We start from the raw sequence: 19,935 nt of genomic DNA, 5'->3' as shown, positions 1-19,935 counted from the left end.
GCTCGCTCCGAGCCGACCGACCCGCGGGATCACACCTACCGGCCGGTGGCCGGAGCGGTCAGCTCTCGTCGTCGGAGACCGCGTCGGCGGCCTCGGCGTTGAGCACACCCCACGCGACGAGTCGGTCGGCGAGCACGCTCGGCCGTTCGTCGTAAATCACCGCAAGTGTCCGCATATCTTCCTTGCGGATCGACAAAACCTTGCCGTTGTAGTCACCACGCTGCGCCTGGATCGTCGCCGCGTAACGCGCGAGCGGCGCGACCTCGACCCCTTCCAGCTCACCGAGACGCTCGAGGTCGAGCACGAGCTTCGGGGGTGGCTCAGCGGCCGCACCAATCGGCCCAACGCCGGGAAGAAGCTCAGTGATGGGAACGCCGTAGAACTCGGCTAGTTCCGAAAGCTTCTGCACGGTGACGGCACGGTCCCCGCGTTCGTAGGAACCGACCACCACCGCCTTCCAGCGACCCTTCGATTTCTGTTCCACCCCGTGGAGAGAAAGTCCCTGCTGCTGCCTGATTGCGCGGAGTTTCGCGCCCAGGGACCTTGCGTAGTCACTCGGCATCCGTGCTCACTCATCCTTGGTATACGAGGGACACGGAGAGCGCCGCGCCCAAAATAGTCACGGAGCGTGACGGTAACTCGGCGCGACCCCCACGTCAAGCTGACCTTGGCCGGAACTTGTCCGGCGGTGGTGTTCGATCTCTCCGGACGGCGTGGCCGACGTGGGTCTTCCCAGCTCCGGCTGCTACTGTCGGGTGCGATTCGGGAGGGGCTGCGCGGGATCGCGCGGCAAATCTCGACACCATTTCATGATCACTGATTCGACCGACAGTTGGTCGGGTGTGATCAGGTTCAGACGTCCTTTAACGGCCCGTCCAGAGAGGCGGGGAAGGAGGTCCGGTAGATGTCTGCTGCCCGCGATCCGGAGCGGGAGCCGAAGAATGGCGTTCCCGCGTCGAAGTCTTCCGCCGACGGCGACCTGCGCCGCGCGGTCCTCGATCAGGCCGATATCACCCGTGCGCTGACCCGCATCGCGCACGAGATTCTCGAGCGCAACAAGGGCGCCGCCGACGTCGTACTCCTCGGCGTGCCCACCAGGGGCGTCGAACTCGCCCGTCGCATCGGCGAGCGGATCGCCTCGGTCGAGGGCGGCTTCGGTGCCGTTGGGGCGCTCGACGTGACCATGTATCGCGACGACCTGCGCCTGCGGCCCACCCGCGCGCTCGGCCACACCGACATTCCTGACGGCGGGATCGACGGCAAGATCGTCGTCCTCGTCGACGACGTGCTTTTCTCCGGCCGCACGATCCGAGCCGCGCTCACGGCGCTGGACGACCTCGGCCGACCCCGGGCGGTCCAGTTGGCGGTCCTCGTCGACCGCGGCCACCGGGAGCTACCCATCCGGGCCGACTTCGTGGGCAAGAACCTCCCCACGTCGGCCGACGAGCGGGTCGCGGTGTACCTCCACGAGTCCGACGGCCGGGAGGCCGTGGTGATCGCGAAGGGACCCGCGACGGAGGGCGGTGCCTCATGAAACACCTACTGTCCGCCGGCGACCTCGACCGGGACGAGGCGCTGCTGGTCCTCGACACCGCGGAGAAGCTCCGCGAACTCGCCGACCGGCCCATCAAGAAACTCCCGACCCTGCGCGGCCGCACCGTGGTCAACCTCTTCTTCGAGGACTCGACCCGTACCCGCATCTCCTTCGAGGCCGCGGCCAAGCGACTGTCCGCCGACGTGATCAACTTCTCCGCCAAGGGATCGAGCGTGGAGAAGGGCGAGAGCCTCAAGGACACCGCACTCACCCTGGCCGCCATGGGCGCCGACGCGGTGGTCGTCCGGCACCCGGCAAGCGGCGCTCCCCACCGGCTGGCCGCCTCGGACTGGATCAGCGCGAGCGTGCTGAACGCCGGCGACGGTACGCACGAACACCCGACGCAAGCGCTCCTTGACGCCTTCACGATGCGCCGCCACCTGGGCGAGCTGGAAGGGCGCCGGATCGCGATCGTGGGTGACGTCCTGCACAGCCGGGTCGCGCGTTCCAACGTGTTGTTACTGCAGACCCTCGGCGCCGACGTCACCCTGGTCGGCCCGCCGACGCTGCTTCCCGTCGGGGTGGAGCAGTGGTCTGTCGCGACCTCCTACGACCTCGACTCGGTGCTTCCGAAGACCGACGTCGTGATGATGCTGCGGGTGCAGCGCGAACGCATGAACGCCGCGTTCTTCCCGAGCGCCCGCGAGTACAGCCGCCGCTACGGCCTCGACGCCGTACGGATGGCCGCCCTGCCCGACCACGCCCTGGTCATGCACCCGGGCCCGATGAACCGCGGCATGGAGATCTCCGCCGACGTCGCGGACTCCACCCGCTCGGTGATCGTGGAGCAGGTCACCAATGGTGTCGCGGTCCGGATGGCCGCGCTCTACCTCCTCCTGGCCGGCGCCGGCTCGGCCGTCGACGACGCCGTACCCGAACAACGCAGTAGGGAGACGCCATGAGTGAGAGCTACCTCCTGCGAGGTGCCAAGCCCCTGGGCGGTGAGCCGGCGGACGTTCTCGTCCGTGACGGCGCGGTCGCCGCGATCGGACCGAAGGTGCCGGCGAAGGGAGCCGAGGTGGTGGACGCGGACGGGCTCGTCCTGCTTCCCGGCCTCGTCGACCTGCACACCCACCTGCGCGAGCCCGGCCGCGAGGACGCCGAGACCGTCGAGAGTGGCACGGTCGCGGCGACCCTCGGCGGCTACACCGCCGTGTGCGCGATGCCCAACACCGACCCGGCCACCGACACGGCCGGCGTCGTCGAGCAGGTCTACCGGCTCGGTCAGGAGGCCGGACGTTGCGACGTCCAGCCGATCGGCGCGGTGACGGTCGGCCGCGCTGGTACCCAACTGGCCGAGCTCGGCGCGATGGCCGACTCCGCCGCGCAGGTACGCATGTTCAGCGACGACGGCGACTGTGTGTCCGACGCCGTTTTGATGCGGCGGGCACTCGAGTACGTCAAGGCGTTCGACGGTGTGATCGCCCAGCACGCACAGGAGCCGCGCCTCACCGAGGGCGCGCAGATGAACGAAGGCGCCCTGTCCGGCGTGCTCGGACTGCGCGGCTGGCCCGCCGTCGCCGAGGAGGCGATCATCGCGCGCGACGTGCTGCTCGCCGCGCACGTGGGTTCGCGGGTGCACATCTGTCACGTCTCGACCGCCGGTTCGGTCGAGATCCTGCGCTGGGCCAAGAGCCGTGGCTACCCGGTGACCGCCGAGGTGACGCCGCACCACCTGCTGCTCACCGAGGACCTCGTGGCGAGCTACGACCCGATCTACAAGGTCAACCCGCCCTTGCGCTCCGAGGACGACGTGGCGGCGCTGCGCGCGGCGCTCGCCGACGGGACCATCGACGCGGTCGCGACCGACCATGCGCCGCACCCCGTCGAGGACAAGGAGTGCGAGTGGCTCGCGGCGGCGATGGGCATGACTGGCCTGGAGACGGCCCTGCCGGTCGTCCAGCAAGCGATGGTTGACACCGGCCTGCTCGACTGGGCGGGCGTCGCGGACCGGATGTCCGTGTGGCCGGCCCGGATCGGGCGGCTCGCCGGCCACGGCCACGCTCCCGAGGTCGGCGCCCCGGCCAACCTCACCCTTTACGACCCGTCCACCCCGTGGACCGTCGACCCGGCCGACACGGCCAGCCGATCCCGTAACACGCCCTACGCCGGACGCACCCTCCCCGGGCGCGTGGTGGCGACGTTCCTGCGCGGTCGCGCCACGGTCCTTTCCGGGAAGCCCCAGTGACCACATCCCAGCACACACCAGGAAGCGGAGGACGGTTGTCGAGCAGTACCCGGAGCAGCGCCCTGTTGGTCCTCGAGGACGGGCGGGCCTTCCGCGGCCAGTCCTACGGAGCCGAGGGTGAGACCTTCGGCGAAGCGGTCTTCTCGACCGGGATGACGGGCTACCAGGAGACCCTGACCGATCCGTCCTACCACCGTCAGGTCGTGGTCCAGACCTCGCCGCACATCGGCAACACCGGCATGAACGACGAGGACCCCGAGTCCCGCCGTATCTGGGTGGCCGGCTACGTCGTCCGCGATCCCGCCCGCCGCACGTCCAACTGGCGCTCGCGGATCGGACTGGAGGAGGCGCTTCGCGCCGACGGCGTGGTCGGGATCAGCGGCATCGACACCAGGGCGCTCACCCGGCACCTGCGTGAGCGCGGAGCCATGCGGGTCGGGATCTCGAGCACCGAGACCGACCCACAGGCCCTGCTCGCACGTGTCCTCGCCGCGCCGCGGATGGAGGGCGCGGACCTCGCCGAGGAGGTGAGCGTCAGCGAGCGTTACGTCGTACCCGCGATCGGCACCAAGCGGTTCACCGTCGCCGCCGTCGACCTCGGCATCAAGGCGATGACACCGCACCGCCTCGCCGAACGCGGGGTCGAGGTGCACGTCCTGCCGGCGACCTCCACACTCGCCGACGTGCTCGCGGTCGACCCCGACGGCGTGTTCATGTCCAACGGTCCCGGTGACCCGGACACCGCCGACCACCCGGTCGAGGTGCTGAAGGGCGTGCTCGGTCAGGCGATCCCGTTCTTCGGCATCTGCTTCGGCAACCAGGTCTTCGGCCGGGCGCTCGGCCTGCGCACCTACAAGCTGCGATACGGCCACCGCGGCATCAACCAGCCGGTCCAGGACCTCACCACCGGCAAGGTCGAGGTGACCGCGCACAACCACGGCTTCGCGGTCGCCTGGCCAGGTCAGGAGAACGACGGGGCCGACGGCGCGACCGACCACCGGGACCGCGTGGTCGAGACGGAGTTCGGGCGCGCTCAGGTGTCCCACGTCTGCCTCAACGACGGTGTGGTCGAGGGACTGCAGCTCACCGACGGAGACGGCGCGCTCTCAGCCTTCTCCGTCCAGTACCACCCAGAGGCCGCGGCCGGACCCCACGACGCGGCATACCTCTTCGACCGCTTCGTCGGCCTGATGGCGCAGCGGGGCGGAGACTCCACGGGGACCCACTCGGACCCGGAAGGAGCCGCCTGATGCCCAAGCGGACCGACATCTCCTCGGTGCTGGTGATCGGGTCCGGCCCGATCGTGATCGGCCAGGCCTGTGAGTTCGACTACTCCGGCACCCAGGCGTGCCGGGTGCTGCGCGAGGAGGGCCTGCGGGTCATCCTCGTCAACTCCAACCCGGCCACGATCATGACCGACCCGGAGTTCGCCGACGCGACCTACGTCGAGCCGATCACCCCCGAACACGTCGAGAAGGTCATCGCGCTCGAACGCCCCGACGCGCTCCTCGCCACCCTGGGCGGCCAGACGGCCCTGAACGCCGCCGTCGCGCTGCACGAGTCCGGCGTGCTCGAGAAGTACGGCGTCGAACTGATCGGTGCCTCCATCGAGGCGATCCAGCGCGGCGAGAACCGCGAGTCGTTCAAGAAGATCGTCGAGGAACTCGGGGCCGAGTCCGCTCGCAGCCTCATCTGCCACACCCTGCAGGAGTGCCTCGACGCGGCCACCGAACTCCACTACCCGGTCGTCGTGCGTCCGTCGTTCACGATGGGCGGCGCCGGGTCGGGAATGGCCTACGACGAGGACGACCTGCGTCGCATCGCGGGCACCGGCCTGCAGGCCAGCCCCACCACCGAGGTGCTGCTCGAGGAGTCGGTGCTCGGCTGGAAGGAGTACGAGCTCGAGGTCATGCGTGACCGCGCCGACAACGTGGTCATCGTGTGCTCGATCGAGAACCTCGACCCGATGGGTGTGCACACCGGCGACTCCATCACCGTCGCCCCGGCGATGACGCTCACCGACCGCGAGTACCAGAAGATGCGCGACGTCGCGATCGGTGTGATCCGCTCCGTCGGCGTCGACACCGGTGGGTGCAACATCCAGTTCGCGGTCAACCCGCGCGACGGTCGCTTGATCGTGATCGAGATGAACCCGCGGGTTTCCCGGTCCAGTGCGCTGGCCTCGAAGGCGACCGGCTTCCCGATCGCCAAGATCGCCGCCAAGGTCGCGCTCGGATACACCCTGGACGAGATCCCGAACGACATCACCGCCGAGACCCCCGCGTCCTTCGAACCAACGCTGGACTACGTGGTGGTGAAGGTGCCGCGGTTCGCGTTCGAGAAGTTCCCGCACGCCGACCCGACCCTCACCACGCACATGAAGAGCGTCGGCGAGGCGATGGCGATCGGACGCAACTTCACCGAGGCGCTGCACAAGGCGCTGCGCTCGATCGAGAAGTCCGACGCGCTGTTCGCGTGGTCGGGGGAGCCCCGCGCCAAGGACGACCTGCTCGCCATCGTCGCCACCCCCCACGACGGCCGGCTGCGCGCGGTCGTCGAGGCGATCCGGGCCGGCGCGACGCTGGACGAGCTGTTCGCCGCGACGGCGATCGACCCCTGGTTCCTCGACCAGCTCTACCTGCTGCACGAGGTGGCGGGCGAACTCGAGTCCGCGCCGGAGCTCACCCCCGAACTGCTGCGACTCGCCAAGCGGCACGGCTTCGCCGACGCCCAGATCGCCGCGATCCGCGGGATGCGGGAGGACGTCGTACGCGGAGTGCGGTGGGCGCTCGGGATCCGGCCGGTCTTCAAGACGGTCGACACCTGCGCGGCGGAGTTCGCGGCGAAGACGCCGTACCACTACTCGAGCTACGACGAGGAGACCGAGGTCGGCCCGCGCGAGCGGCCCGCGGTCATCATCCTGGGCTCGGGTCCGAACCGCATCGGACAGGGCATCGAGTTCGACTACTCCTGCGTGCACGCCGCCCTCGCCCTGCACGACGCGGGCTATGAGACCGTGATGGTCAACTGCAACCCCGAGACCGTCTCCACCGACTACGACACCAGCGACCGGCTCTACTTCGAGCCGCTCACGCTGGAGGACGTCCTGGAGATCGTGCACGCCGAGCAGCAGGCCGGACCGGTGGTGGGCGTCGTGTGCCAGCTCGGTGGGCAGACCCCGCTCGGCCTGGCCCGCGGCCTGGAAGAGGCCGGCGTCCCCATCGTCGGAACCTCACCGGAGGCGATCCACCTCGCCGAGGAACGCGGCGCCTTCGGTCGGGTCCTCGACCGGGCCGGGCTGCCCGCACCCAAGCACGGCACGGCCACGTCGTACGCCGAGGCGAAGTTGATCGCCGACGAGATCGGCTACCCCGTCCTGGTGCGGCCCTCGTACGTGCTCGGCGGCCGGGGGATGGAGATCGTCTACGACGACACGGCCCTCGAGGGCTACATCGCCCGGGCGACGGCCATCTCACCCGAACACCCGGTGCTGGTCGACCGCTTCCTCGACGACGCGGTGGAGATCGACGTCGACGCTTTGTACGACGGACAGGAACTCTTCCTCGGCGGGGTCATGGAACACATCGAGGAGGCCGGCATCCACTCCGGCGACTCGGCGTGTGCCCTCCCACCGATCACGCTCGGTCGGGAGGAGATCGAGCGGATCCGCCAATCGACCGAGGCCATCGCCAGGGGCGTCGGGGTCCGCGGCCTGCTCAACGTGCAGTACGCGCTGGCCGGCGACGTCCTCTACGTCCTCGAGGCCAACCCGCGGGCGTCCCGTACCGTGCCGTTCGTCTCCAAGGCCACCGCGACGCCGCTCGCCAAGGCCGCGGCCCGGGTGATGCTCGGTACGTCGGTCGCCGACCTGCGGTCCGAGGGCCTGCTCCCGGCGAGCGGTGACGGTGGCGACCGCCCGCCGACCGCTCCGGTCGCGGTGAAGGAGGCGGTCATGCCGTTCAACCGTTTCCGCACCGGCGACGGACGCGTCGTCGACACGCTGCTCGGGCCGGAGATGCGCTCCACCGGTGAGGTGATGGGCATCGACGCAGGCTTCGGTGTCGCCTTCGCGAAGTCGCAGGCGGGCGCCTACGGCGGCGCCCTCCCGACGAAGGGCCGGGTCTTCGTCTCGGTCGCCAACAAGGACAAGCGGCACATGGTCTTCCCGGTCAAGCGGCTGGCGGACCTCGGTTTCGAGATCCTCGCCACCGAGGGCACGGCGATGGTGCTGCGCCGCAACGGAGTGGTGGCGACCGTCGTCCGCAAGGCGACGCAGGGCCCGGGCCCGCAGGGTGAGCCGACGATCGTCAGCCGCATCGGCGCCGGCGAGGTCGACCTGATCGTCAACACACCTCGCGGCACGACCTCCGGTGGCAGCCCGCGCGTGGACGGCTACGAGATCCGCACCGCGGCCGTCATGGCCAACATCCCCTGCATCACGACGGTGCAGGGTCTCGCGGCCGCCGTCCAGGGCATCGAGGCGCTACGCGACGGCGAGGTCAACGTACGGTCGCTGCAGTCGTGGGCGCGCGAGGACGACCCGGCGTAGTCGGCCACGCCGAAGCGGACACCGGTGGCCAGCACGCAGAGAACCGCCGGTGTCCTGCCGGCGACAGGACTCTCACAACGGAAAGAAGGTGGCGGCGTGGCGACTTTCGGCGCCCGGTACCGCGCGGCGTTGGACCAGCGCGGACCCCTGTGCGGGGGGATCGACCCGCACGCCTCACTGCTGGCGGCGTGGGGGCTTCCCGACGACGCGAGCGGCCTGGAGCGTTTCGCGCTGACCGCGGTCGAGGCGCTCGCGCCGCGCCTCGCCGTGGTGAAGCCGCAGTCGGCGTTCTTCGAGCGGTTCGGCAGCCGCGGTGTGGCGGTGCTGGAGCAGGTGATCGCCACCGCGCGGGAGGCCGGGGCGCTGGTACTGCTGGACGTGAAGCGCGGAGACATCGGATCGACGGTGCAGGCCTACGCCGACGCCTACCTCGATCCGGCGTCACCGCTGCGCGCGGACGCGATCACCGCGAGCCCCTTCCTCGGATTCGGCTCGCTGCAACCGCTCCTTGGCACGGCCGCGAAGTTCGACGGCGGTGTCTTCGTCCTCGCGCAGACGTCCAACCCCGAGGGTCCGCAGGTGCAGCAGGCGCGCACCGAGGCGGGTCGCACCGTGGCGGGCGACATCCTCGACCGCATCGCGGCCGTCAACGCGGGGGAGTCGCCGCTCGGCTCGGTCGGCGCCGTGGTCGGCGCGACCGTCGAGTCCACCGGCGAGAACTTCGCCGCCGTCAACGGTCCCTTGCTCGCGCCCGGGATCGGTACGCAGGGCGGCACGGCCGCGGACCTGCGAACGGTGTTCGGTGAGGCACTGCGCAACGTCCTGCCCTCCTCCTCCCGGGAGATCCTGCGGGCCGGCCCGTCGGTCCAGGCGCTCCGGGACGCCGCCGACCGCACGCTGGAGTCGGTCCGAGCGATCCTCACCCAGTCCTGACCGTCCGTCCACGGCGTTCCTCCCGTCCCGCGTCGCGGCGGACCGTGCCGAACCCGGTGCGAACCCGGGAGAGCCGGGCGAGGATGGTCCCACGGTGGGTCCTGTCCCGCGGCGGGAGGAGCCGAGGTGAAGGCGGTTCGGCTGCACGAGTACGGCCGGCCCCCGATGGTCGAGGACGTTCCCGAGCCTCGGATCGAGGGGCCGTGGGACGTCCTGGTGCAGATCGGCGGCGCCGGCCTGTGCCGGACGGACCTGCACGTCGTCGAGGGACAGTGGCGGGAGAAGTCCGGCGTCACCCTGCCCTACACGCTGGGGCACGAGAACGCCGGCTGGGTCCGGGAGACAGGCTCGGCGGTCACCCACGTCGAGCCGGGCGACCCGGTGATCCTGCACCCCCTCGTGACCTGCGGCCTGTGCCGGGCCTGCCGGGCCGGCGATGACGTCCACTGCACAGCGTCGCGGTTTCCCGGCATCGACGCCGACGGCGGCATGGCCGAACTCCTCCGCACCGGCGCCCGCTCGGTGCTAAGGCTGGACCCGGCGCTGCGCCCCGCCGACGTGGCCGCGCTCGCCGACGCCGGTCTCACCGCCTACCACGCCGTACGCAAGGCGGCGCCGCTCCTGCGTCCGGGCAGCCACGTCGTGGTGATCGGCGCCGGAGGTCTCGGCCACATCGGCGTGCAGGTCCTGGTGGCGCTCACCGCCGCCGAGATCATCGTGGTCGACCGGTCGCGGGCCGCGCTCGACCTCGTGCTCGAGTACGGCGCGCACCACGTCGTGGACACGCGTTCGGCCGACCCGGTGGCCGCCGTCCTGGAGGTGACCAGCGGCGCCGGGTCGCACGGTGCTCACGGTGCGCACGTCGTCCTGGACTTCGTGGGGGAGCGGGGCACCGAGGCGCAGGGAATCGCGATGCTGCGGCCGGCCGGATCGTACTTCAGCATCGGCTACGGCGGCCACGTCGACGTCCCGACCATCGATCTGGTCTCGAAGGAGATCAACGTGGTCGGCAACCTGGTCGGCAGCTACAACGACCTCGACGAACTCATGAACCTCACGGCCCGCGGCCTGGTCCGGCTGCGCACCCGCACCTACGCCCTGGACGCCGTCCACGAGGCGATCGACGACCTCGAGTCGGGCCGGCTGGTGGGTCGCGCGATCCTCGTACCCGGACAGTCGCGGCCCGGTGACCACGCGCCCGGCCCGGTGGCTCTGCCAGCATAGGGGCCATGTCTCCCGCATCCCCTGTCGAAGCCAGCCTCGTCGCCCACGTCCGCACCCTCGCCGAGGCTGCTGGAGCCGCGATCCTCGAGGTCTACGCCGCCGACGACCCGGGCGCCCGCGAGAAGGCCGACCGGACCCCGGTCACCGAGGCCGACCTGCGCGCGGAGGCGGTGATCCTGCGCGGCCTCGCCGAGGCGACCCCGGACATCCCGGTGGTCGCGGAGGAGAGCGTGGCCGCCGGCGAGGCGCCGACGGTGACCGAGGGCGGGCCGTTCTGGCTGGTCGACCCGCTGGACGGCACCAAGGAGTTCCTCTCCCGTAACGGCGAGTTCACGGTCAACATCGCCCTGGTCGAGGACGGAGTCCCCACCCTGGGCGTCGTCCACCTGCCGGCGATCGGCGTCACCTACGTCGGTGCCCCCGGCCGCGCCGAACGGATCGAGGGCGCCCTGACCCGGCCGCTCGGCGTCGTGCCCGCTCCGGACGACGGCTTCCGCGCCCTGGTGAGCCGTAGCCACCTCGACCCCGACACCGAGCGGTGGCTCGAGGCGGTGCCGGTCGGCTCGTTCGTGCAGGCCGGGAGCTCGCTGAAGTTCTGCCGCATCTCCGAAGGCGCCGCGGACCTGTACCCGAGGTTCGGCCGGACCATGGAGTGGGACACCGCAGCCGGGCACGCCGTCCTGCGGGCCGCCGGCGGGTCGGTGCTCACGCCCGACGGCACGCCGTTCCGCTACGGCAAGCCCGGGTTCGAGAACTCCCCGTTCATCGCGTTCGGCGCCACCAAGCCGCCGTTCGGGCGGTCGTGAGCGCACCGCGTCCGGGCGGGCGCCGAGCGTGTTCACCTCCGAGCCTCGCGAACGGGGCGCCGAGGGGAACGAACGATGCCCGTGTATCTGTCGGGGTACCCCCCTGTTTGCCCCATCGATGCCACCTGGATAGGTTCGCGTCCGAATCGTGGGTGTTCGTGGTGCACGGACGGTTTCGGGACCCCGGCCTCCAGGCGCCTGAACGACCGAGCAAGAATCGCTGCACCCAGACCCGTCGTACAGCCTCGAGGTGACCGTCCGTGCCGCTACCTCACCTGACTCCTGAAGCTCGTCAAGCCGCGCTCGAGAAGGCCGCGCAGGCCCGCCGCGAGCGCGCTGAGGTCAAGAACAGACTCAAGAACTCCGGTGCCTCGCTCGGCGAGATCGTCAAAGTCGGGCGTGACGACAACGAAGTGATCGGAAAGATGCGGGTGGTGGACCTGCTCTGCGCCATGCCAGGCGTCGGCAAGGTTCGCGCCAAGCAGATCATGGAACGCATCGGAATCTCCGAGAGCCGCCGCGTGCGAGGGCTCGGAGACAACCAAGTGGCTGCGCTGAAGCGTGAGTTCGGCGAATCCTGAGATTGTGTACGACCGCACCGCCGCCGCCGGGGAGCCCGAGCGACGTGTGGCCCGGTTGACCGTGCTCGCCGGGCCGACCGCCGTCGGTAAGGGCACCGTCGCGGCGGCGATCCGTCGTGACCACCCCGACGTCTGGATCTCGGTGTCGGCGACGACCCGCCGCCCGCGCCCGGGCGAGATCCACGGGGTGCACTACTGGTTCGTCTCCGACGAGGAGTTCGACCGGATGATCGCGGCGGACGAGCTGCTCGAGTGGGCGGTGGTCCACGGGGCCAACCGCTACGGCACCCCGCGTGGCGCCGTGCTCGACAAGCTCACCGAAGGCCGGCCGGCCCTGCTGGAGATCGATCTCCAGGGTGCCCGGCAGGTCCGGCAGACCATGCCGGAGGCGCTGTTCGTCTTCCTGTCCCCGCCCGACTGGGACGAGCTCGTACGCCGCCTGCTCGGCCGTGGCACCGAGTCTCCGGAGGAGCAGGAACGCCGCCTGGAGACCGCTCGGATGGAACTTGCGGCCGAAAAGGAGTTCGATGTGACAATTGTCAACACCGAAGTACGCGCCGCCGCGGACGAGTTGGTAGCCTTAATGCGCTCCTACCCCGACTCTCCGGAGGCCTGAGCTTGTCCGGCACCCAGCCCGCCGCCGAAGGCATCACCCACCCGCCTATCGACGATCTGCTCGAGAAGAGCGACTCGAAGTACAAGCTCGTCTTGTTCTCCGCGAAGCGTGCGCGTCAGATCAACGCCTACTACGCCCAGCTCGGCGAGGGGCTGCTCGAATACGTCGGCCCACTCGTCGACACCCACGTCCAGGAGAAGCCGCTGTCGATCGCCCTGCGGGAGATCAACGAGGGCCTGCTGACCGTTGAGGACATCGAGCCCACCGACGAGGGTCGCCCCGCCGCGTCCTGACCGGCGCCCACCGTCCCTCCCCTGAGTTCGGAGCGCACCGATGCCGGGTCCCTCGTCGCCGCGGGTCGTGCTCGGCGTCACCGGCGGCATCGCCGCCTACAAGGCATGTTCCCTGCTTCGACTGCTCGTCGAGGCGGGTAACGCCGTCCGGGTCGTCCCCACCGAGAGCGCGCTGCACTTCGTGGGGGAGGCGACCTGGGCGGCGTTGTCGCATCAGCCGGTGCACACCCAGGTCTGGGACGACGTGCACGAGGTGCCCCACGTCCGGCTCGGTCAGCGGGCCGACCTGGTGGTGGTCGCTCCCGCCACGGCCGACGTCCTGGCCAAGGCCGCCAACGGCCTGGCCGACGATCTGCTGACGTCGACACTTCTCACCGCCCGGTGCCCGGTCGTGTTCGTTCCCGCCATGCACACCGAGATGTGGGAGCACCCCGCGACCCGCGCCAACGTCGCCACGCTGCGTGAGCGTGGAGCTCTGGTGCTCGAGCCCGCCGAAGGTCGACTCACCGGCGCCGACACGGGCAAGGGCCGATTTCCCGAGCCCGAGCAGATCTTCGAGGTGTGCCGCGACATCCTCGCCCGCGGCTCCCAGCCACTTCTGCAGGATCTCGCCGGCCGGCGGGTCGTGGTCAGCGCCGGCGGCACCCGGGAGTTTCTCGACCCCGTTCGGTTCATCGGCAACCGTTCGTCGGGCCGGCAGGGATACGCCCTCGCCCGCGCCGCCGTCGTCCGGGGTGCGAGCGTCACCCTGATCGCCGCCAACGTCACCCTGCCGGCCCCGGCCGGTGTCACGGTGACGTCGGTCGTGTCGACCCGCGACCTGCGAGACGCGGTGCTCGAGGCCGCCCAGCACGCCGACGCGGTGGTGATGGCCGCGGCGCCGGCAGACTTCCGGCCACGCACCTACACCGACCACAAGATCAAGAAGACCGACGACCGTTCGGCACCCACGGTCGAACTCGTCCAGAACCCCGACATCCTCGCCGAGCTGTCCCACGACCGCCCCCGCAAGGACCTCGTCGTGGCCGGCTTCGCGGCGGAGACGGGTGACGCCGAGGGCAGCGTTCTCACCCACGGGCGGACCAAGCTCGCCAGGAAGGGCTGCGACCTTCTCGTGGTCAACGAGGTGGGCGCCGACAAGGGCTTCGAGTCGACCGACAACGAGGCGGTCATCCTCGGGACGGACGGCTCGGAGACCGTCGTCCCCCACGGATCCAAGGACGCCCTCGCCCACCGCATCTGGGACCTCGTCGCCGAACGCTGGTAACACCGACCGGCGCGCCCCGGGCACCGCGGCCTGGAGATCGAACGAATGTTCGATACACTGCCCGGGTGCGATGGGATGGACTGCGGCTCGGCGATCGGGAGGACGGCGGTGCCCCCGGCGAGCTGACACTGTTCGGGATGGAGTCGTGCGCCCGCACCTTCGACACGCCCGAGTTCCGCGGAATGACCTTCTACGAGATCCGCGCTCGGTCGATCATCAACAAGGTTCCGGCGCCGGCGCGAGTCCCCTTCCAGTGGACGATCAACCCCTACAGGGGGTGTAGCCACGCCTGCGTCTACTGCTTCGCCCGGCGCACCCACGAATACCTCGATCTCGACGCGGGCCACGACTTCGACAGCAAGGTGATCGTCAAGGTCAACGCGGGGGAGCTGCTGCGCCGGGAGCTGGCCCGGCCCAGCTGGCAGGGCGAGGCGATCGCGATGGGCACCAACGTCGACTGCTACCAGCGGGCCGAGGGCCGCTACACGCTGATGCCAGGGATCATCAGCGCGTTGCGCGACGCCCACAACCCGTTCTCGATTCTCACCAAGGGCACCCTGATCCTGCGCGACCTCGACCTGCTGCGCGAGGCCGCACAGGTCACCACGGTGGGGATCAGCCTGTCGATCGGCTCGGTCGACGCCGCGCTGTGGCGGTCTGTGGAGCCCGGCACGCCGAGCCCGTCCGCCCGGCTGCGTGTGTGCCGGACGCTCACCGAGGCCGGCTTCCGGGTCGGCGTCCTGATGGCACCGATCCTGCCGTTCCTGAGCGACAGCCCCGACCAGCTCGATGAGACGGTGCGCGCGATCGCCGATGCCGGCGCCACGAGCATCACGCCGATCGTCCTGCACCTGCGGTCGGGTGCGCGGGAGTGGTACCAACGCTGGCTGCGACGCGACCACCCCGAGCTCGTGCCGGAATATCGCCGCCTGTACGCCAGTGGTACCTATGCGCCTTCGGCCTACCAGCGACGAATAGCCGAGGAGGTCGACAAACTGTCCGAGCGTTACGGTGTGGGAACAAGACGCAATTCTCACCGAAACGCGACCCATCGGTACGCCACGCCCGGCTGACATCGTTACGCTTGCGGTCACGCGCAATTACATGAGAGCTATTTCTTCGCGACACCGCGAGGGCCGGCACGCCGCTGACAACGTGCCCGAGGCCTCGCGCAGAAAGGATGGCCGTGTCCCGACGACTGTTCACGTCCGAGTCGGTCACGGAGGGCCACCCGGACAAGATCGCTGACCAGATCAGCGATTCGGTGCTCGACGCCCTCCTCAAGGACGACCCGCACAGCCGGGTCGCGGTCGAGACCCTGGTCACCACCGGGCTGGTCGTGGTGGCCGGTGAGGTCACCACCAACACCTACGCCGACATCGCGAGCCTGGTGCGCGGGCGCATCCTCGACATCGGCTACGACTCCTCCGCGAAGGGCTTCGACGGCGCGTCCTGCGGCGTCACCGTCTCTCTCGGTTCGCAGTCCCCGGACATCGCGCAGGGCGTCGACGAGGCCTACGAAGGCCGCACCGACGGCTCGGTCGACCCGATCGACCGGCAGGGCGCGGGCGACCAGGGCATGATGTTCGGCTTCGCCTGCGACGAGACGCCTGAGCTGATGCCGGTCCCGATCACGGTGGCGCACAAGCTCTCCAAGCGCCTCGCCGAGGTGCGCAAGGACGGCACACTGCCCTACCTCCGTCCGGACGGCAAGACGCAGGTCACGATCGAGTACGACGGTGACCGCCCCGTCCGCGTCGACGCGGTGGTGGTGTCGACCCAGCACGCGGCCAACATCGATCTCGACAACATGCTCGCGCCCGACATCCGCAACCACGTCGTCGATCCCGTGGTCGGCAGCCTCGGCATCGACACCGACGGCTACCGGCTCTTCGTCAACCCGACGGGCCGGTTCGAGGTCGGCGGTCCCATGGGTGACGCCGGGCTCACCGGCCGGAAGATCATCGTCGACACCTACGGCGGCTACGCCCGGCACGGTGGCGGCGCCTTCAGCGGCAAGGACCCGACAAAGGTCGACCGGTCCGCCGCCTACGCGATGCGCTGGGTGGCCAAGAACATCGTCGCCGCCGGGCTCGCCAAGCGCTGCGAGTGCCAGGTCGCCTACGCGATCGGCAAAGCACAGCCGGTCGGCTTCTACGTCGACTGCTCCGGCACCGAGGTGGCGCCGGTCGACGTGATCGAGAAGGCCGTGCAGCAGGTGTTCGACCTACGTCCGGCCGCGATCATCCGCGACCTCGACCTGCGTCGGCCGATCTACACCGCCACCGCGGCCTACGGCCACTTCGGCCGGGACGAACCCGACTTCACCTGGGAGCGGACCGACCGCGCCGACGACCTGCGCAGCGCCGCCGGCCTCAGCTGAGGCTCGACGGGCGGGTCCTGTCGACCATGCCTGACTCATGTGACGCCCTCGTGGGGCAGGCCACCGAGATGTCGGTGGCCTGCCCTAGCCTGCCAAGGTGACGGAGGAGGACGCGGGCCAGCTGGCGCTGGTGCGAGCCCGCGTGCGGCGACCCCGTCCCACCTCCCCGCAGGCACCCGCGCCGGAGTTACCCGTCGCGCGCGTCCTGGTCGACGTGCCGCTCGCCCATCTCGACCGGCCCTTCGACTACCTCGTGCCCGAGAAGCTGCACGAGACCTGTGTGCCCGGCTGCCGGGTGCGGGTCCGGTTCGCCGGTCAGGACCTCGACGGCTACGTCCTGGAGCGGGTGGCGGAGTCCGACCACCGGGGCCGGCTCGCCCCACTACGCCGGGTCGTGTCGGCCGAGCCCGTCCTCACAGCCGAGATCGCCCAGCTCGCCCGGCGGGTCGCCGACCGCTACGCGGGGACGCTCGCCGACGTCCTGCGCCTGGCGGTTCCGCCCCGGCACGCGCGGGTCGAAGGTGAGGCGGCATCGGACCCCGCACCCCCGCTGGAGATCCCTCCCGCCGCCGGGCCGTGGGATTCCTACGACACCGGCGCCGCGTTCCTGGACGCCCTGCGCCGGGGTGACGCGCCGCGCGCCGTCTGGACCGCGCTGCCGGGGGAGAACTGGCCGCTTGCTCTGGCCCACGCCGCCGCGGCGACGCTCGCCAGCGGCCGTGGCGTCCTCGCCGTCGTACCCGACCACCGTGACGCCTCCCGGCTGGACACCGCGTTCACCGAGGTGCTCGGTCCCGACCAACACGTCACCCTGACCGCCGAGCTCGGCCCGGCCGAGCGCTACCGCCGGTTCCTCGCCGTACGCAGAGGTGCGGTGCGCTGCGTCGTCGGCACCCGCTCCGCGGCGTTCGCGCCGGTCGCCGACCTTGGTCTGGTCCTCTGCTGGGATGACGGCGACGACCTGCACGCCGAACCACGCGCTCCCTACCCGCACGTCCGCGAGGTGCTGCTGCTTCGTGCCCACGAGGTGAGGGGCGCGGCCCTGGTGGGTGGATTCGCGTGCACCGCCGAAGGCGCCCAGCTGTTGGCCAGCGGATGGGCACGGCCACTCGCCGGGTCCCGGGCCACGGTCCGGGCCCGCGGACCCAGGGTGCAGGTGACCGGGGAGACCGAGTCCGAACTCGCCCGCGACCCGGCCGCCCGCGCGGTCCGGCTTCCGCACCGCGCCTTCGAACAGGCCCGCGCGGCCCTGGCGCTCGGACCGGTCCTGGTCCAGGTTCCCCGCGCCGGCTACCTCCCCGCGCTGGTCTGCCAGAACTGCCGGGGGCCGGCCCGCTGTGGCACCTGTTCCGGCCCGCTCCAGCTCGGCCCCTCCGGGCCGCCTCCCGCGTGCGGCTGGTGTGGCCGCCCGGCGGCGGCCTGGCGCTGCCCCACCTGCGGGGGCGGCCGGCTGCGCGCCCCGGTCGTCGGTGCCAGGCGTACGGCGGAGGAACTCGGCCGCGCCTTCCCGCGCGTCCCGGTCCGCACCTCCGGCGGCAACCGCGTCCTCGACACGGTCGGCGCCGAGCCCGCGCTCGTCGTCGCGACACCGGGAGCCGAACCCGTCGCGGAGGAGGGTTACGCCGGCGCGCTCCTGCTCGACACCTGGCTCGCGCTCGCGAGGGCCGACCTGCGGTCGGCCGAGGAGACGCTACGGCGCTGGTTCAACGCCGCCGCCCTGGTCCGCCCGGCCGAGCGGGGCGGCACCATCGTGGTCGTGGGCGAGCCTGGGATCCCGGCCGTGCAGGCGCTGGTCCGGTGGAGCCCCGCGGCCCAGGCCGAACGCGAACTCGCCGAACGCCAGGCGGCCGGCTTCCCGCCCGCGCTGCGGCTCGTCGCCCTGGAAGGGCCGCCCGCGGCGGTGCACGACCTCGCCGCGCTGGTCTCGCTCCCAGAGGGCGCGGAGGTGCTCGGCCCGGTGCCACTCGACGGCGCGGACGAGACCGTCCGGCTGGTCCTGCGCGTTCCGCGTCCGGCAGGGGCCCAGCTGTCCGCGGCGCTCAAGGCGGCCCAGGGTGTCCGTAGTGCGCGCAAGGCGCCCGGCGCGGTCCGTGTCCAGGTCGACCCGGTCGTGTTGGGCTGAGGGTTCCTCGCGGCTTGGGCGAGATGTCCCGAACGCGCGGGAAGCCGACGACGCACGCCTGCTCGCTGGTCGGCGCCGGTAGGGTCGGCTGTCGTGACGACCTCCCACGCCAGTTCCCGCCCCGGCTCGAACCCTGCTTCGAACAGTGCTTCGAACACGTGGACGAAGCCAACCGCCACCGTGGACGCGGTGGTCTTCGACGTCGGCGGCGTCCTGCTCGACTGGAACCCCCGCTACCTCTACCGCACGCTCCTCGCCGACGACGACGCGGTGGAGGAGTTCCTCACGCGGGTCTGCACAGCGGAGTGGAACGCCGCGCAGGACGCGGGGCGAACCTGGGCGGAGGGCGTGGCCGAGCTCACCAGCCGGTTCCCCGAGCACGCCGAGCTGATCCGGGCCTACGACGAGCGCTGGGCCGAGATGGTCGGGGGCACGCTGGAGGAGACGGTGGCGATCCTGGGGCGACTGCGCGCCGAGGGCGTCCCGACCTACGCGCTCACGAACTTCTCCGCCGAGAAGTGGACGGTCGCGCTGGAGCGCTGGCCCTTCCTCGCCGAACTCGACGGCGCCGTCGTCTCCGGCGTCGAACGTGTCTCCAAGCCCAGTCCGGCGATCTACCAGCTGCTCCTCGACCGCCATCGACTGACCGCGGACGCGACGTTCTACACCGACGACCTGCCGGTGAACGTCGACGCGGCCCGGGCCGTCGGCATTCGGGCCGAGGTGTTCGTCGACGGGCCGACCCTGCGCGGCCAGCTGGCCGGTGCCGGGCTGCCTGTGTGAGCGAGGGTCAGGCCCGCCCGTCCAGCTCACCGGCCCCGTCCAGCTGACCAAGGGCGAGGGCGTAGAGCACCGCGGTGAGTGACAGGCCGTCCCGCATCTCGCCGCGCGAGACGATGTGGCGTACCTCCGGCAGCGGCACCCACGCGATCCGCTCGGACTCACTCGGGTCGCTCGGTGCGCCGACGTGGGTCGCGCCCGCGGCGAGGAACAGGTGGAACCGCTGGTCCGCGATGCCGTTGCTCGGGTGGTAGGTGGTGAGTGCGCGGAGCGGCCCAGGTCGCCAGCCGGTCTCCTCCACGACCTCGCGCGCCGCACCCTGTTCGGGGGTCTCGCCGGGTTCGACCGCGCCGGCGGGAACCTCCCAGCCCCAGGTGTCGGTGATGAACCGGTGCCGGTAGAGCAGGAGGAGCCCCCGGTCCGGATCGTGGACGACGGTGCCGGCCGCGGGCAACGGCATCCGGAGTACGTGGTGGTCGAAGCGGCGCAGGCCCGGCACCTCCACGTCGGCGAGCGCGAGCCGCACCCATCGGCTGTCGTAGATCGCCCGCTCGCTGTGAACCGTCCATCGCACGTGCCGACTCTAGGCCGTGTCGTCC

At 71.0% G+C, this 19,935-nt stretch carries 18 protein-coding genes; 16 read left to right on the top strand and 2 right to left on the bottom strand.

Translation table 11 applies throughout. The annotated features are described in order from the left end of the window. Nucleotides 1-58 precede the first annotated feature (58 nt). Nucleotides 59-562 (bottom strand): transcriptional regulator BldD, encoded by a 504-nt coding sequence (gene bldD, locus HEB94_RS34615; protein WP_192753740.1) that lies wholly within the window; start codon nucleotides 560-562, stop codon nucleotides 59-61. Nucleotides 563-904: 342 nt separating this feature from the next. Between bldD and pyrR the strand changes: the two genes are divergently transcribed. The 16 genes from pyrR (at nucleotide 905) to HEB94_RS34535 (ending at nucleotide 19,339) form a co-directional block, all read left to right on the top strand. Continuing rightward, on the top strand, nucleotides 905-1,534 hold the full coding sequence (gene pyrR, locus HEB94_RS34610) for a bifunctional pyr operon transcriptional regulator/uracil phosphoribosyltransferase PyrR (RefSeq protein ID WP_192753739.1): 630 nt from the start codon (nucleotides 905-907) through the stop codon (nucleotides 1,532-1,534). Further along, the gene (locus tag HEB94_RS34605; RefSeq protein WP_192753738.1) at nucleotides 1,531-2,496 is read left to right on the top strand and encodes an aspartate carbamoyltransferase catalytic subunit; all 966 of its coding nucleotides are present in this window, start codon (nucleotides 1,531-1,533) and stop codon (nucleotides 2,494-2,496) included. Before pyrR ends, HEB94_RS34605 begins: the two co-directional genes overlap by 4 nt. After that, nucleotides 2,493-3,782, top strand: a complete 1,290-nt coding sequence (locus tag HEB94_RS34600; protein WP_192753737.1) for a dihydroorotase — start codon at nucleotides 2,493-2,495, stop codon at nucleotides 3,780-3,782. The genes HEB94_RS34605 and HEB94_RS34600 overlap by 4 nt, the downstream gene beginning before the upstream one ends. Before the next feature lie 35 nt (nucleotides 3,783-3,817). Beyond that, a complete protein-coding gene (gene carA / locus HEB94_RS34595; RefSeq protein WP_192753736.1) occupies nucleotides 3,818-5,032 on the top strand; it encodes a glutamine-hydrolyzing carbamoyl-phosphate synthase small subunit in 1,215 nt (404 codons plus the stop codon). After that, the gene (carB, locus tag HEB94_RS34590; RefSeq protein WP_192753735.1) at nucleotides 5,032-8,331 is read left to right on the top strand and encodes a carbamoyl-phosphate synthase large subunit; all 3,300 of its coding nucleotides are present in this window, start codon (nucleotides 5,032-5,034) and stop codon (nucleotides 8,329-8,331) included. The genes carA and carB overlap by 1 nt, the downstream gene beginning before the upstream one ends. 96 nt (nucleotides 8,332-8,427) lie before the next feature. After that, nucleotides 8,428-9,264 carry an orotidine-5'-phosphate decarboxylase gene (gene pyrF, locus HEB94_RS34585; protein WP_192753734.1) on the top strand — a complete coding sequence of 279 codons (837 nt, stop codon included), beginning with the start codon at nucleotides 8,428-8,430 and terminating at the stop codon, nucleotides 9,262-9,264. 126 nt (nucleotides 9,265-9,390) lie between these two features. Beyond that, entirely contained in the window at nucleotides 9,391-10,488 is a 1,098-nt protein-coding gene (locus tag HEB94_RS34580; protein WP_192753733.1) for an alcohol dehydrogenase catalytic domain-containing protein, read from the top strand. A gap of 5 nt (nucleotides 10,489-10,493) precedes the next feature. After that, nucleotides 10,494-11,294 (top strand): 3'(2'),5'-bisphosphate nucleotidase CysQ, encoded by an 801-nt coding sequence (gene cysQ, locus HEB94_RS34575; protein ID WP_192753732.1) that lies wholly within the window; start codon nucleotides 10,494-10,496, stop codon nucleotides 11,292-11,294. Nucleotides 11,295-11,554: 260 nt separating this feature from the next. Then, a complete protein-coding gene (gene mihF / locus HEB94_RS34570; protein ID WP_192753731.1) occupies nucleotides 11,555-11,875 on the top strand; it encodes an integration host factor, actinobacterial type in 321 nt (106 codons plus the stop codon). Nucleotides 11,876-11,879: 4 nt separating this feature from the next. Further along, on the top strand, nucleotides 11,880-12,491 hold the full coding sequence (gmk, locus tag HEB94_RS34565; RefSeq protein ID WP_192753730.1) for a guanylate kinase: 612 nt from the start codon (nucleotides 11,880-11,882) through the stop codon (nucleotides 12,489-12,491). Between the two features lie 2 nt (nucleotides 12,492-12,493). Continuing rightward, nucleotides 12,494-12,784, top strand: a complete 291-nt coding sequence (gene rpoZ, locus HEB94_RS34560; RefSeq protein ID WP_192753729.1) for a DNA-directed RNA polymerase subunit omega — start codon at nucleotides 12,494-12,496, stop codon at nucleotides 12,782-12,784. A 40-nt stretch (nucleotides 12,785-12,824) separates the two neighbouring features. Beyond that, complete coding sequence (gene coaBC, locus HEB94_RS34555; RefSeq protein ID WP_192753728.1) at nucleotides 12,825-14,051, top strand: bifunctional phosphopantothenoylcysteine decarboxylase/phosphopantothenate--cysteine ligase CoaBC; 1,227 nt, start codon at nucleotides 12,825-12,827, stop codon at nucleotides 14,049-14,051. 65 nt (nucleotides 14,052-14,116) lie between these two features. Further along, on the top strand, nucleotides 14,117-15,124 hold the full coding sequence (locus HEB94_RS34550) for an Rv2578c family radical SAM protein (RefSeq protein ID WP_192753727.1): 1,008 nt from the start codon (nucleotides 14,117-14,119) through the stop codon (nucleotides 15,122-15,124). Between the two features lie 113 nt (nucleotides 15,125-15,237). Continuing rightward, complete coding sequence (gene metK, locus HEB94_RS34545; protein WP_337918107.1) at nucleotides 15,238-16,434, top strand: methionine adenosyltransferase; 1,197 nt, start codon at nucleotides 15,238-15,240, stop codon at nucleotides 16,432-16,434. A 97-nt stretch (nucleotides 16,435-16,531) separates the two neighbouring features. Further along, nucleotides 16,532-18,556 carry a primosomal protein N' gene (locus HEB94_RS34540; RefSeq protein ID WP_192753725.1) on the top strand — a complete coding sequence of 675 codons (2,025 nt, stop codon included), beginning with the start codon at nucleotides 16,532-16,534 and terminating at the stop codon, nucleotides 18,554-18,556. A 189-nt stretch (nucleotides 18,557-18,745) separates the two neighbouring features. Beyond that, complete coding sequence (locus HEB94_RS34535) at nucleotides 18,746-19,339, top strand: HAD family hydrolase (protein WP_337918106.1); 594 nt, start codon at nucleotides 18,746-18,748, stop codon at nucleotides 19,337-19,339. 7 nt (nucleotides 19,340-19,346) lie between these two features. Here HEB94_RS34535 and HEB94_RS34530 read toward each other — a convergent pair whose 3' ends face one another. Beyond that, nucleotides 19,347-19,910 carry an NUDIX domain-containing protein gene (locus HEB94_RS34530; protein WP_192753723.1) on the bottom strand — a complete coding sequence of 188 codons (564 nt, stop codon included), beginning with the start codon at nucleotides 19,908-19,910 and terminating at the stop codon, nucleotides 19,347-19,349. Nucleotides 19,911-19,935 lie beyond the last annotated feature (25 nt).

Origin of the sequence: Actinopolymorpha pittospori (genome assembly GCF_014873875.1) — a bacterium.
Taxonomy (GTDB): domain Bacteria; phylum Actinomycetota; class Actinomycetes; order Propionibacteriales; family Actinopolymorphaceae; genus Actinopolymorpha; species Actinopolymorpha pittospori.
Note: the sequence above shows the minus strand (reverse complement) of the source record. Positions and strands in the feature narration are given on the sequence as shown.

Coding starts and splice junctions, on each gene's coding strand:
- pyrR (WP_192753739.1), top strand. CDS start 905: ATGTCTGCTGCCCGCGATCCGGAGCGGGAGCCGAAGAATGGCGTTCCC.
- HEB94_RS34605 (WP_192753738.1), top strand. CDS start 1,531: ATGAAACACCTACTGTCCGCCGGCGACCTCGACCGGGACGAGGCGCTG.
- coaBC (WP_192753728.1), top strand. CDS start 12,825: ATGCCGGGTCCCTCGTCGCCGCGGGTCGTGCTCGGCGTCACCGGCGGC.
- bldD (WP_192753740.1), bottom strand. CDS start 562: ATGCCGAGTGACTACGCAAGGTCCCTGGGCGCGAAACTCCGCGCAATC.
- cysQ (WP_192753732.1), top strand. CDS start 10,494: ATGTCTCCCGCATCCCCTGTCGAAGCCAGCCTCGTCGCCCACGTCCGC.
- carB (WP_192753735.1), top strand. CDS start 5,032: ATGCCCAAGCGGACCGACATCTCCTCGGTGCTGGTGATCGGGTCCGGC.
- HEB94_RS34600 (WP_192753737.1), top strand. CDS start 2,493: ATGAGTGAGAGCTACCTCCTGCGAGGTGCCAAGCCCCTGGGCGGTGAG.